General features: G+C 73.1%; 11 protein-coding genes. 7 read left to right on the forward strand and 4 right to left on the reverse strand.

The features are described 5' to 3' along the window. Positions 1-129 precede the first annotated feature (129 nt). The 3 genes from ACFWR9_RS17795 to ACFWR9_RS17805 all read right to left on the reverse strand — a co-directional run bounded on the left by ACFWR9_RS17795 (position 130) and on the right by ACFWR9_RS17805 (position 1,558). The gene (locus ACFWR9_RS17795; protein ID WP_125492221.1) at positions 130-357 is read right to left on the reverse strand and encodes a DUF3107 domain-containing protein; all 228 of its coding nucleotides are present in this window, start codon (positions 355-357) and stop codon (positions 130-132) included. Between the two features lie 159 nt (positions 358-516). Continuing rightward, a complete protein-coding gene (locus ACFWR9_RS17800) occupies positions 517-1,158 on the reverse strand; it encodes a TetR/AcrR family transcriptional regulator (protein ID WP_055418932.1) in 642 nt (213 codons plus the stop codon). Between the two features lie 178 nt (positions 1,159-1,336). Beyond that, positions 1,337-1,558 (reverse strand): hypothetical protein, encoded by a 222-nt coding sequence (locus ACFWR9_RS17805; protein ID WP_383842614.1) that lies wholly within the window; start codon positions 1,556-1,558, stop codon positions 1,337-1,339. Positions 1,559-1,758: 200 nt separating this feature from the next. On the opposite strand from ACFWR9_RS17805, the gene ACFWR9_RS17810 reads away from it, so the two are divergent. From ACFWR9_RS17810 to moeZ, 7 genes are all read left to right on the forward strand, one after another. Then, positions 1,759-2,793, forward strand: coding sequence for an alpha/beta fold hydrolase (locus ACFWR9_RS17810; protein ID WP_383842617.1), 1,035 nt, complete (start codon positions 1,759-1,761; stop codon positions 2,791-2,793). Between the two features lie 8 nt (positions 2,794-2,801). Beyond that, positions 2,802-4,364 (forward strand): DUF3152 domain-containing protein, encoded by a 1,563-nt coding sequence (locus tag ACFWR9_RS17815; protein ID WP_383842620.1) that lies wholly within the window; start codon positions 2,802-2,804, stop codon positions 4,362-4,364. Between the two features lie 233 nt (positions 4,365-4,597). Continuing rightward, a complete protein-coding gene (locus ACFWR9_RS17820; RefSeq protein ID WP_383842623.1) occupies positions 4,598-6,316 on the forward strand; it encodes a DUF3492 domain-containing protein in 1,719 nt (572 codons plus the stop codon). After that, a complete protein-coding gene (locus ACFWR9_RS17825; RefSeq protein WP_383842626.1) occupies positions 6,313-7,617 on the forward strand; it encodes a hypothetical protein in 1,305 nt (434 codons plus the stop codon). The genes ACFWR9_RS17820 and ACFWR9_RS17825 overlap by 4 nt, the downstream gene beginning before the upstream one ends. Positions 7,618-7,716: 99 nt before the next feature. Next, the gene (locus tag ACFWR9_RS17830; protein ID WP_376363064.1) at positions 7,717-8,775 is read left to right on the forward strand and encodes an NAD-dependent epimerase/dehydratase family protein; all 1,059 of its coding nucleotides are present in this window, start codon (positions 7,717-7,719) and stop codon (positions 8,773-8,775) included. After that, on the forward strand, positions 8,763-9,512 hold the full coding sequence (locus ACFWR9_RS17835; RefSeq protein WP_383842629.1) for a spherulation-specific family 4 protein: 750 nt from the start codon (positions 8,763-8,765) through the stop codon (positions 9,510-9,512). The genes ACFWR9_RS17830 and ACFWR9_RS17835 overlap by 13 nt, the downstream gene beginning before the upstream one ends. A 63-nt stretch (positions 9,513-9,575) precedes the next feature. After that, the gene (gene moeZ, locus ACFWR9_RS17840) at positions 9,576-10,754 is read left to right on the forward strand and encodes an adenylyltransferase/sulfurtransferase MoeZ (RefSeq protein ID WP_383842632.1); all 1,179 of its coding nucleotides are present in this window, start codon (positions 9,576-9,578) and stop codon (positions 10,752-10,754) included. A gap of 83 nt (positions 10,755-10,837) precedes the next feature. On the opposite strand, the gene ACFWR9_RS17845 is transcribed toward moeZ, so the two are convergent. Further along, a complete protein-coding gene (locus ACFWR9_RS17845) occupies positions 10,838-12,379 on the reverse strand; it encodes an alpha/beta hydrolase (RefSeq protein WP_383842635.1) in 1,542 nt (513 codons plus the stop codon). Between the last annotated feature and the right edge of the window lie 31 nt (positions 12,380-12,410).

Genomic DNA, 12,410 nt, shown 5'->3' on the forward strand with positions numbered 1-12,410 from the left:
GGGCGGCTAGCAGTGCTCCGCCCTCCGGGCGCGCCCGCCGCCTCCGGCGGGGGGGGGGCGGGCGGGCGCCCGCCCCCCGCCCCCCCGCCCCCCCCCCCCCGCGACTTCGTCCGTCGTCCCGCTTTCGGGCTACAGCGCGCCGAAGCCCACCTTGCGCGGGGACGGCTCGCCGATCTCGACGTACGCGAGCCGGTCGGCCGGCACCAGGACCTTGCGGCCGTGTTCGTCCACGAGGCTCAGCAGCTGGGACTTGCCGGCCAGTGCCTCGGCCACCACACTCTCGACTTCCTCGGCACTCTGACCGCTCTCCAGAACGATCTCGCGGGGCGCGTGCTGCACGCCGATCTTGACCTCCACGGCTATGTCCCTCCGACGGTCAGTGAAGTGCGCGATCTTCCGCGCCGTACCCAGCACACATTAGCCCGGTGAGGGGACGTACACGGTGCGTCGGAGAACGCCAGGAGCGAACAGCGGGCGGGAACAGACCCGCCGCGCGCCCCCTTCGTACCGTGCCGGTCAGTGCTGCTCGGTGCCGTGCAGCGGGAAACCGGCGATGCCGCGCCAGGCCAGTGAGGTCAGCAGTTGCACCGCCTGGTCGCGCGGCACGCTGCGGTCGCTGTGCAGCCAGGAGCGGGCCACCACCTGAGCGAGGCCGCCCAGACCGGAGGCCAGCAGCATCGACTCGGCGCGCGAGAGGCCGGTGTCCTCGGCGATCACGTCGCAGATCGCCTCGGCGCACTCGTTCGTGACCTTGTCGACGCGCTCGCGCACGGCGGGCTCGTTGGTCAGGTCCGACTCGAAGACCAGGCGGAAGGCGCCGCCGTCGTCCTCGACGTACGCGAAGTACGCGTCCATCGTCGCCCGGACGCGCTGCTTGTTGTCGGTCGTCGAGGCGAGCGCGCTGCGTACGGACTGGATCAGGGCCTCGCAGTGCTGGTCCAGCAGGGCGAGGTAGAGGTCGAGCTTGCCAGGGAAGTGCTGGTAGAGCACGGGCTTGCTGACGCCGGCCCGCTCGGCGATGTCGTCCATCGCGGCCGCGTGGTAGCCCTGGGCCACGAACACTTCCTGTGCGGCGCCCAGCAGCTGGTTGCGTCGGGCTCGGCGGGGAAGGCGTGTGCCCCGCGGGCGTACCGCCTCTGTCTGCTCGATGGCTGTCACGCCGCCTCCCATAGTCGTCCTCGTGCGGTGTGCGCCGCGTCGTCATCGTACTTTTCGGTAACCGTGGTGTGTGCGCTGCGAGCGCAGAATTTCACGGACCGGACGGTGCCGATAGCCGCACAACAGGTTTCAAAATGGTCCAGGCCGGGCAGAGATGCGCCTTCCTTCCACTCGACGCTCAGCGGTAGTCGTCCTCGCCACTGGAGACGACCCGGGCCTGTTCGGCCAGGTCGGCCTCGTTGGCGCGGTCGGTGTCGGCGCCGGTGAGCGGGTCGTCGTGCTCCGGCGCGAGGTCCGCGTGCTGCTCGGCCGCGTCGGCGTCGGGTGCCTCGACATCGATTTCCTCGGGTTCCGGTGTCTCGGCGTCGAAGGTCTCGGGATCGGTCGGGTCGACGGTCATGATGGGCTCCCTTCGTACGAACGTCCCCGGGGATGCGGGGGCCAAAAGCGGGTGCCCACTCCACGAGCCTAGGAGACACCCGATTCGGACGCCATGCGTCGCGCACGCCCGGTACCGTCCGCCGGACGCGTCCCCGGCTCTCCGCCGCTTGTGATGGCCGACACACGAGTCACGGCGTGATCGTCTCGTAACATTGCCGCATGCCTTCGACCGAGCCGTCCTCCGAGCCGCCCTCCGTGCCGCCCGCGAACGTGCTGCCGAAGGTCGCGGCCGTCAAGATCGCCGAAGGTGAGCGGCTCAGGTCGGTGCACCTGCCCGGCATGACCCTGACGGTGCGCTCCACGCGCCCGCTCCGCGACGGCCTGCCGCCCGCCCTGTACGTCCACGGCCTCGGCGGCTCCTCCCAGAACTGGTCGGCGCTGATGCCGCTGCTGGACGGTGTCGTCGAGAGCGAGGCGCTCGACCTGCCCGGCTTCGGCGACTCCCCGCCGCCGGACGACGGCAACTACTCGATCACCGGCCACGCCCGCGCGGTCGTCCGGTACGTCGACGCGTCCGGGCGCGGCCCCGTGCACCTCTTCGGCAACTCGCTCGGCGGCGCCGTCGTCACGCGGGTCGCCGCGGCGCGGCCGGACCTGGTGCGCACGCTGACCCTGGTCTCGCCCGCGCTGCCGGAGCTCCGCGTGCAGCGCAGCGCCGTGCCCACGGGGCTGCTGGCGCTGCCGGGGGTGGTGTCGCTGTTCAACCGGCTCACCCGGGAGTGGACCGCGGAGCAGCGGGTCCGCGGTGTGACGGCGCTCTGCTACGGAGATCCGGGACTGGTGTCGCCGGAGGGCTTCCGCAACGCCGTCGAGGAGATGGAGCGGCGGCTGCGGCTGCCGTACTTCTGGGACGCGATGGCGCGTTCCGCGCGCGGGATCGTGAACGCCTACACGCTGGGTGGCCAGTACGGGCTGTGGCGACAGGCCGAACGGGTTCTCGCACCGACCCTGCTGGTCTACGGTGGACGCGACCAACTCGTCGGCTACCGCATGGCCCGGCGGGCCGTCCATGCCTTCCGTGACTCCCGGCTGCTGACCCTGCCGGACGCGGGACACGTGGCGATGATGGAATACCCGGAGACCGTGGCCACGGCCTTCCGCGAACTCCTCGCGGACACCGAGCGGCCGACGGTCGGCGAGCGGACCGACGGGATCGTCGACGACGAACCCGCCAACCAGAGCACAGGAGGCTGAGGCGCGACGTGGGACGCCACAGCCGCCGTGGACCCGCCCCCAAGGCCGACGCCGCGGACACCGCCAAGGCGAGGGGTGGGCCTCGGAGCCCACAGCGCGGTCCCCAGGGGTACGCGGGTCCGGAGCGAGGTCTTGATCCACGGTTCCCGGACGGTACGCCCGCCCATGGATTTCCGACGCTTCCGGGCGGCGGCGGGCCGGGGCGCGGTTTCCCGGGTGCGCAGGGTGCCCCGGGCGGTACGCCCGCGTACGGGGCCCAGCGGTTTCCCGACGGCACTCCCGCGCACGGTGTTCCCAGATTCCCCGACGGCACGCCTGCGCACGGCGTCCCCCGGTCCCCCGACGGCACGCCCGCGCACGGCGTCCCCAGGTTCTCCGACGGCACTCCCGCGCAGGGCGTGCCGCGAGTCCGGGGCGGTCACCCCGAGCAGCGTGAAGCGGGCGGCGGCTGGGGTGAGTTGAGCGGCCGGGCGGCGGCTCCTGACCGGTTCACCAGGCCGGGCCCGGCCCTCCCGCGGCAGCGACAGGCACCTCAGGGCGGGCCGCGCCAGGACTACCTGGACGCCTTCGTCGAGGACGACGACGTCTTCGCCGCCCGTCCTCCGCGCCGTACGCCCGCCCCCGCGCCGTCCGCCGACCCGTACGCCTCCGTCACCGACTGGAGCGCGGACGACGGCGGCCGACTCGGCGCGGACGCCGGACCGGGCGTGGACGACGGCGACGACGACGCCCCGCCCACGGGCGAGCCCGCGCCGGCCAAGGGCGGCAAGGGCAGGGCGTTCACCGGCATCGCCGCGGCCGCCGTCACCACCGTGCTGGCGGTGGTCGTGGCCGGCCAGGTCGCCGACGGGGCGGACGGAGACGGCGGTACGCGGTCGCAGTCGGCTTCCGGCCAGGCCCGCGACGCCCACGACTCCGCGTCCCGCGATGACGAACGGCCGACACCCTCCGCGCCCGAGGCCGCCGCACCACTGACGTACGAGCAGAAGTTCGGCAAGAGGTACCCGCTCAGCCCCAAGCTCAAGGCGTCGGGGAAGTTCGACGCGATCCCCGGCATCGCCAAGGCGCCCGGGAAGGGACAGAAGTACACCTACCGTGTGGACGTCGAACGGGGGCTCGGTCTCGACGGCGACCTCTTCGCCGAGGCCGTGCAGAAGACCCTCAACGACGAGCGGAGCTGGGCCCACGACGGCGCCCGCACCTTCGAGCGCATCCACTCGGGGCAGCCCGACTTCGTGATCACGCTGGCCAGCCCCGGCACCACCGCCGACTGGTGCGCCAAGTCCGGCCTGGACACGACCGAGGACACCGTCTCCTGCGACTCCGCCGCCACCGAACGCATTATGATCAACGCCTACCGGTGGGCGCAGGGCGCGGAGCCCTACGGTGACGCGATGCTCGCGTACCGCCAGATGCTGATCAATCACGAGGTCGGCCACCGCCTCGGCTTCAACCACGTCACCTGCGACAAGGACGGCGAACTCGCCCCGGTCATGCAGCAGCAGACCAAGTTCGTCGACCACGACGGGATCGACTGCCGCCCCAACCCCTGGGCCTTCCCGAACGGCTGACCGGGCCCCGCGACGGCGACCACCGGGCTTGGCCGAAGTGTCACACGCGGTGACTCCGTGATCTCTTAGCGCGACGGAACGCGCCCCGCACGGGAAAGTTACGACCGTTCACCCCTTTTGGTGGCGCGACGGACAACCGTCCATCACGCCACCGCCTTGTCCGCATACGTTCGTCCCGCTGCGAGCCGCCGGGCCAACGGCGGCTCCCCAAACGGGAGATCGGGGGTGCGCGCGTGCGCATCGGACTGCTTACGGAGGGTGGCTATCCGTATGTGAGCGGTGAGGCCGGACTCTGGTGCGACCGGCTCGTGCGCGGGCTGGCCCGGCACGAGTTCGACGTCTACGCGCTCAGCAGCAGCGAGCACCAGGAAGCCGAGGGGTGGGTGCCGCTGCCGCCGCAGGTCGGCCGGGTGCGCACCGCCTCGCTGTGGGAGGCCGGGGACGACCGGATCGTGCTCGGACGGCGCGCGCGCCGGCGCTTCGCCGAGTGCTACGGCGAGTTCGCCGCCGCCCTGTGCACGGCCGCACCCGGAGATCCCTCCGCGGCCTCGGAGGAGGCGTCGGCCCTAGAGGCGGACCGTTTCGCCAGCGCTCTGTACGGCCTCGCCGAACTCGCCCGCGACGAGGGCGGGCTGCCCGCCGCACTCCGGTCGGACACCGCCGTACGCGCCCTGGAACGCGCCTGTCGCGCGCCCGGCGCCCACCGCTCCGCCCGCGAGGCGCGCGTCCCCGATCTGCTCACCGTCGCCGCGCGCCTCGAACGCGCCCTGCGCCCCCTGTCGCTCGACTGGTACGAGGACGACGGCCTCGGCGCCGTGGACCTGTGCCACGCGGCCTCCGGCGGCCCGGCCGCCCTGCCCGGCCTGCTCGCCCGCCACTTCTGCGACGTGCCCCTGCTGGTGACCGAGTACGGCGTCCGGCTGCGCACGCACTACCTCACGGAACCCGACGCCCCGCCGTCGATACGGACCCTGCTGGCCGCGTTCCACGGCCGGCTGGCCGCCGAGACCTACCGGCGCGCGGCCGTGATCACACCCGGCAACACGCACGCCCGCCGCTGGCAGGAACGCTGCGGTGCCGACCGTGCCAAGCTCCGCACGGTCCACCCGGGCATGGACGCCGCGCCCTTCGCCGAGGCGGGGGAGTCGCCGGAGTGCGCCGATCCGCAGACCCTCGTCTGGGTCGGCCGCGTCGAGCCGGCGAAGGACCTGGTCTCGCTGCTGCACGCCTTCGCGGAGATCCGCAGGGCCGAGCCCGGGGCGCGCCTGCGGGTCGTCGGCACGCCGTCCGGCCCCGAGGGCGCGGCCTACCTCGCCCACTGCGAGGGCCTGGCCGCACAGCTCTTCCCCGACGAGGCCGACGGTCCGCACGCCGTCGGCCGCAACCCGGTGTCCTTCGAGGAGACCGGCGGACCGGAACTGCCGTCCCGCGCCGACGCGTACGCCTCCGCCGCCCTGGTGGTGCTCTCGAGCGTCGTCGAGGGATTCCCGGCCGGGCTGGTCGAGGCCATGTTCTGCGGTCGGGCGACCGTGTCCACGGACGTCGGCGCGGTGGTGGAGGCCATCGGCGGCACCGGACTCGTCGTGCCCCCGCGCAATCCGAGGGCGCTCGCCGAGGCGTGCGTCGCCCTGCTGCGTGACCCCGAGCGCCGCGAGCGCCTCGGAGCCGCCGCGCGCGCCCGCGCACTGGAGCTGTTCACCGTCGAGCAGAACGTCGCGGCATTTCACGGCATTTACCTGGAGATCCTCTCGTGCACACCGGTACGGCGCGTCCTCCTCGACGACATGGGCGAACCCCTGCCGTTCGGCGTACCGGCCGAGGCCCACGTCCCCGGCCGATGGGCCGACCCCGCGGCCCGGATCGCCGTCCGCGGCGGCCCCGGCTGGGCGACGGACGCACCCGTCGCGGCCACGGCCCCCGTCTCCGCCGCGACCGAGGGAGCGTCCCGATGAGCGGCCTCGGCGAACTGGACCGACCCGAGACACCCGGCAGCCCGGGCGCCTGGGACGAACGCTCACGCCGGTCTCTGACCGACCAGCCCCTGACGGACGTCGGTGGGGAGCGGGGTGGGACGGCTGAGGGGGAGACGGCTGGGGGCGGGAGCCGTGGCGCGGGCGTCGGGTCGCCCGCGCACGACCGGCAGTCGCCCACCCGTGCCCGCCGGTCCGCCGCGGACCCCGTGAAGGCCCTGATGCACCGCCACCGCGAACTGTGCGAACGCGCCGTGGACCCGCTGGAGATCGCGGCCGGCCTGGAGGCGCACGGCGTCACCGACCGGACCGCCGCACGCTTCCGGCACCGGGACGTCTTCTCCCTCGCGGAGGAGATGTACGCCCGCGTCCCGCGCGACGACGACCCGGCGCCGCGCCCCACGGACCCGCCGGCACCGAGGATCCGCGCAGCCTGGATCGTGCTCGCCCTGCTGCCCGGCGTTCTGTGCGCCGCCGCCGTGGCCGGCCTGCGCCTCACCGACGGCCGGCCGCGCCTGATCGCCGCCGCCGTCGGCGCGCTCGCCGTGACACTGGCGCTGCGCGCGGCACTGCGCCGAGGGCCGCTGAGCGCCGCCACCCGCACCACCGGTACCTGGACCTGCTGGCTGGTCGGCTACGCCCTCCTCGGCGACGGACTCCTGCGCACCGCCCTCGCCGGCGGCCCCGACGCCCTGCCGGACGGCACGGCCGACGGCGCGTGGCCCGTCACCGTGGCCCCCGTCGTGGCGCTCGCGCTGTCCTGCGCGCCCGCGGCGGTCAGCGCCCACCTCTTCGCCGTGCGCGCCCGGCGCAAACTGACGTCCAGCCGTGGCCTCGCCGACTTCTCCGCCTCCGTACGCCCCCTCCTGCTCGGCACCTTCGCCCTGTACATGGGCGCGCTGACGGCCCTGCTCACACTGACCGGCGCGGTCCTGGACGAGCCCGCGGCCCACCCCCAGGCCCTCGCCCTGGGCGCCCTGCTGCTGCTCGCCCGGCTGCTCACCGTGCACGGCCACGCCCACTCCGCCACGCTCGTCCTCACCGCCACGGCCGCCGCCGAGGGAGCCGCCCTCGCAACGCTCTTCGCCGGCCGCCTCCCCGGCTGTGACTTCCTGGCCGTCCCCGTGGAGACCGTGGTCGCCGTCTGCGGCCCGGCCGGTGTTCCCACGGCGGCCTGCGGCATCGGCGCGCTGACCCTCCTGGTGCACGCGTCCCGCCGCCTGACCAGGGCGTCCGCCCACGCCCACGCCCATGCCGGCGCAGCGACGGAACGGCCGGGATGAGCACGCTCCCGGCAGCCCTCCACATGTCCGCAACACCCCCTGAAGGAGCCCCCAGATGACCACCTCCCGACCCGACGCCTCGGCACCGGGAGCCGTCCGATGAGAGTCCTGCTGATCGGAGCCAACGGCTACATCGGACGCTTCGTCGCCGACCGCCTCCTCGCCGACCCGGCCGTCCAGCTCACCGCTCTCGGCCGCGGTGACGACGCCGACGTCCGCTTCGACCTCGCCAGCGGCAGCCCCGGCGCCCTCACCCGCTTCCTGGACGCGGTCCACCCCGGCGTCGTCGTCAACTGCGCCGGCGCCACCCGGGGCGGCGCCCGCGAACTCACCCGGCACAACACCGTCGCCGTCGCCACCGTCTGCGAGGCCCTGCGCCGCAGCGGGTGCGGTGCCCGGCTGGTGCAGGTCGGCTGCAGCGCGGAGTACGGGCCCAGCCAGCCCGGCTCCTCCACGGCCGAGGACGCCGTGCCCCGCCCCGGCGGCCCCTACGGGGTGAGCAAACTCGCCGCGACCGAACTGGTCCTCGGCTCCGGCCTGGACGCCGTCGTCCTCCGCGTCTTCTCACCCGCAGGACCCGGCACCCCCGCCGGCTCCCCACTGGGCCGCCTCGCCGAGGCCATGCGCCGCGCGATGCAGTCCGGCGACGGTGAGCTGCGGCTCGGCGGCCTCGGTGCCCAGCGCGACTTCATCGACGTCCGCGACGTCGCCCGCGCCGTGCACGCCGCCTCGCTCTCCGCCGCCCAGGGCGTCATCAACATCGGCTCCGGCCGCGCCGTCCGCCTGCGCGACGCCGCCGCCACCCTCGCGCGCGTGGCCGGCTACGGCGGCGCCCTGCACGAACTCGACGGACCGCCCGGCGCGCTGCGGCCGACCATCGGCCACCCCCGCACCGAATCCGCCGGGCACCGCGTCGACGCCCTGGGCCACCACCGCGCCGACGCCCTCGGCCACCACCGTCCGGAACCCCTCGGGCACCGCGGTGACCGCGCCGACACCGAGCACGCCGCGCCGGTCGCCTACCCCTACCCGGACGGCTGCGGCAGCTGGCAGCAGGCCGATGTGCGCACCGCACGCGACCGGCTCGGCTGGCGGCCCCGGATCGGTCTCGAAGAGTCCCTCGCGGACATCTGGATGGAGGCGGCATGTCGTATCTGACCAGCACGAGGACGGGCACCGCGAGCACCGGCATACGCACCGGCCTCGGCGTCCCCGGGCTGGCCCACCCCCTCGTCGCCCCCGACGAGTGGGCCGGCCTCACCTGCCCGGGCACACCCCTGCACTGGGTCGTCCTCAACATCTCCGACGGCCCCGGCGCCCACCCCGACCCGCGCTGCCTGGAGGCCGCCGGCCGCCTGCGCAACGCGGGAGTCCGCGTCCTGGGCCACGTCGACGCCGCGTACGGGGCACGAAGCCTCGGCGATCAGGTCTCCGAGGCCCACCGGTATCTCGACTGGTACCAGGTCGACGGCTTCCTCCTCGACCGCTGCCCGTCCGACCGGGCCGCCCTCCCAGAGGTCCGCCGCACGGTCGGCACGCTCCGCGTGATCCGTGACAACGCCCACATCGTCCTCGGCCACGGCACCCACCCCTACCCCGGCTACGCCGAGAACGCCGACCAACTCGTCACCTTCTCCGGCACCTGGGCCGACTACCGCTGGTCCCAGGCGGCCGACTGGAGCGCCGACCACCCGCCCGAGCGCTTCTGCCACTTCGTCCACGGCGTGCCGCGCAGGCACCTGGAGGAGGCGCTGCGCATCGCCCGCTGGCAGGGTGCCGCGACGATCTACTTCACCGACCGCACGAACCTGGGCGGCCGGGTGGACCCCTGGGAGACGATGCCCGGCTACTGGGACGAAATCGTCTCGCGGGTCGGGACGGGTGTCTCGGAATGAAAAAGGCCGTGGCAGTGTTACTGGCAGAGCAACCGTAATCACTGACCGACCAACGGAGTCCCCGTGTCGCTGCCACCCCTGGTCGAGCCGGCCGCCGAGCTCACCGTAGACGAGGTCCGCAGGTACTCCCGCCACCTGATCATCCCCGACGTGGGGATGGACGGGCAGAAGCGGCTGAAGAACGCCAAGGTGCTCGCCGTGGGCGCGGGCGGCCTCGGGTCGCCGACCCTGATGTACCTGGCGGCAGCCGGTGTCGGCACGCTCGGCATCGTCGAGTTCGACGAGGTCGACGAGTCCAACCTGCAGCGGCAGGTCATCCACAGCCAGGCCGACATCGGCCGCTCGAAGGCCGAGTCCGCCCACGACACCATCAAGGGCATCAACCCGTACGTGAACGTGATCCTTCACGAGGAGCGGCTCGAGGCCGACAACGTGATGGACATCTTCAGCGAGTACGACCTGATCGTCGACGGTACGGACAACTTCGCGACCCGCTATCTGGTCAACGACGCCTGTGTGCTGCTGAACAAGCCCTACGTCTGGGGCTCGATCTACCGCTTCGACGGCCAGGCGTCCGTCTTCTGGTCCGAGCACGGTCCGTGCTACCGCTGCCTCTACCCGGAGCCCCCGCCCCCCGGTATGGTCCCCTCCTGCGCCGAGGGCGGCGTCCTGGGCGTGCTGTGCGCGTCCATCGGCTCCATCCAGACCAACGAGGCCATCAAGCTCCTCGCGGGCATCGGCGAGCCGCTGCTCGGCCGTCTGATGATCTACGACGCCCTGGAGATGCAGTACCGCCAGGTCAAGGTCCGCAAGGACCCCGACTGCGCGGTCTGCGGCGAGAACCCGACCGTCACCGAGCTCATCGACTACGAGGCCTTCTGCGGCGTCGTGTCCGAGGAGGCCCAGGCGGCGGCCGCCGACTCCACGATCACTCCCAAGCAGCTCAAGGAGTGGATGGACGACGGCGAGAACATCGAGCTCATCGACGTCCGCGAGCCGAACGAGTTCGAGATCGTCTCCATCCCGGGCGCCAGGCTGATCCCGAAGAACGAGTTCCTCATGGGCTCCGCCCTGGAGAGCCTGCCGCAGGACAAGAAGATCGTCTTGAACTGCAAGACGGGTGTCCGCAGTGCGGAAGTCCTGGCGGTCCTGAAGTCCGCGGGCTTCTCGGACGCCGTCCACGTCGGCGGCGGTGTGATCGGCTGGGTCAACCAGATCGAGCCGGCGAAGCCGGTCTACTGACCGGAGCTCGTCCACTGACCGAAGCTGGTCTTCCGGACGGCGGGGGTTTCGCGCACCACGGGCGCCCGAAGCCCCCGCCGTCGTCATGAGCAGACCTTGCCGTCCTCGGGCACCGTCCCCTTCAGCAGGTAGGTGTCCACCGCGGAGTCGACACAGTCGCTCCCGCTCCCGTACGCCCCGTGCCCCTCGCCCTTCCAGGTGAGCATCACACCGACGTCCTTGCCCAGCTCGTCCGCCATCCTGCGGGCCCCCTCGTAGGGCGTGGCCGGGTCGCCGGTGTTGCCGACCACCAGGATCGGGGCCGCGCCGGCCGCGCTCACCTCCGGGGTCTCGTGCTGTCCGGGAACGGGCCAGTCGTGACACCAGCCGGCCGTGTCCCAGCCCAGGAAGGCTCCGAAGACCGGCGAGACCTTCTCGAACCTCGGCAGCAGGGCCTTCGTCTCCTCCACGGTCGGCCGCTGCTTGTCGTCCAGGCACGATATGACCCGTTGGGAGTGGGGCGTCGTGCCGTAGCGCCCCGAGTCGTCCCGTTCGTTGTAGCCGTCGGCGAGTGCGAGCAGCTCCGAGCCGTCGCCCTCCTCGGCCGCCGCCAGCGCGCTGGTCAGGGACGGCCAACTGGTCTTGCTGTAGAGCGGCAGCACGATGCCGGTGAGCGCGAGCGTCTGCGTCAGCTTCCGTCCCGACGACGACGTCGGCAGGGGCTCCGCGTCCAGCCGCTCCAGCAGGGCGGCGATCTTCCGCGATCCCTGCCCGGGTTCCTGCCCGGTCGACTTCAAGTAGTCGTCCAGCGCCCGCTGGAAGCCCCTGGCCTGGTTCTCGGCGTGGCCCATCGTGTCGGCGCCCGGGTCCACGACGGCGTCGAGGATCACGCGGCCCACCCGCTTCGGGAACAGGTGGGCGTACACCCCGCCGAGTTCGGTGCCGTACGAGATGCCGAAGTAGTGCATCTTCTCGTCGCCCAGTACATGGCGCATCAGGTCCATGTCGCGGGCCGTGTCCGTGGTCGAGACGTGCGCCATCAGCTTGCCGGCGGCCTTCTGGCAGCCCTTGCCGAAGTCGGCCGCGTCCTTCAGATACGCCTGTTCCTCGGTCGCGGTGTCCGGCGTGGAGTCCACCGCCTCGGCCGCCTCGATCGCCTCGTCGGTGCGGCAGCGGACGCCCTCGCTGGCGGCCACCCCGCGCGGGTCCCAGCTCACCAGGTCGTACCGCTCGTGCAGTGAGGAGACGCTCTCGCCGTAGGACGGCATCATGGAGACGCCGGAGCCGCCCGGGCCGCCGAAGTTGAACAGCAGGGAGCCGATGCGCTTCTCGCCCTTGGCCTTGGCCCGGATCAGCGCGAGGTCGATGGTCTCGCCGTCCGGGTCGGACCAGTCCAGTGGCGCCTTGAGCTTGGCGCACTGCCAGTCGCCGCCCGGCGCGGGGGAGTCGGCGGTGCCTTTGCAGCGGCCCCAGTCCAGCGACTGGGAGGCCAGCGCCTCGGGCACCCCGGACGGTGCCGCCGCCGAGGGCCCCGCGCTGCTCCGGCCCCCGTCGTCCCTGTCCTCGTCGGACGAGCCGTCGCTGCAGCCCGCCGTCAGCAGTGCGGCGGCGGCCGTCAGAGCCGTCCACCGTACGAGTCGCGCCATGTCCTCTCCCCCCACGCAAGCCGTCCGCGCC

The sequence above is a fragment of the Streptomyces sp. NPDC058534 genome (genome assembly GCF_042717365.1).
Taxonomy (GTDB): Bacteria; Actinomycetota; Actinomycetes; order Streptomycetales; family Streptomycetaceae; genus Streptomyces.

Excerpts from the sequence above, each read along its gene's own strand:
- ACFWR9_RS17805 (WP_383842614.1), bottom strand. The coding sequence starts at position 1,558 with ATGACCGTCGACCCGACCGATCCCGAGACCTTCGACGCCGAGACACCG.
- ACFWR9_RS17810 (WP_383842617.1), top strand. The coding sequence starts at position 1,759 with ATGCCTTCGACCGAGCCGTCCTCCGAGCCGCCCTCCGTGCCGCCCGCG.
- ACFWR9_RS17825 (WP_383842626.1), top strand. The coding sequence starts at position 6,313 with ATGAGCGGCCTCGGCGAACTGGACCGACCCGAGACACCCGGCAGCCCG.
- ACFWR9_RS17830 (WP_376363064.1), top strand. The coding sequence starts at position 7,717 with ATGAGAGTCCTGCTGATCGGAGCCAACGGCTACATCGGACGCTTCGTC.
- ACFWR9_RS17835 (WP_383842629.1), top strand. The coding sequence starts at position 8,763 with ATGTCGTATCTGACCAGCACGAGGACGGGCACCGCGAGCACCGGCATA.
- ACFWR9_RS17845 (WP_383842635.1), bottom strand. The coding sequence starts at position 12,379 with ATGGCGCGACTCGTACGGTGGACGGCTCTGACGGCCGCCGCCGCACTG.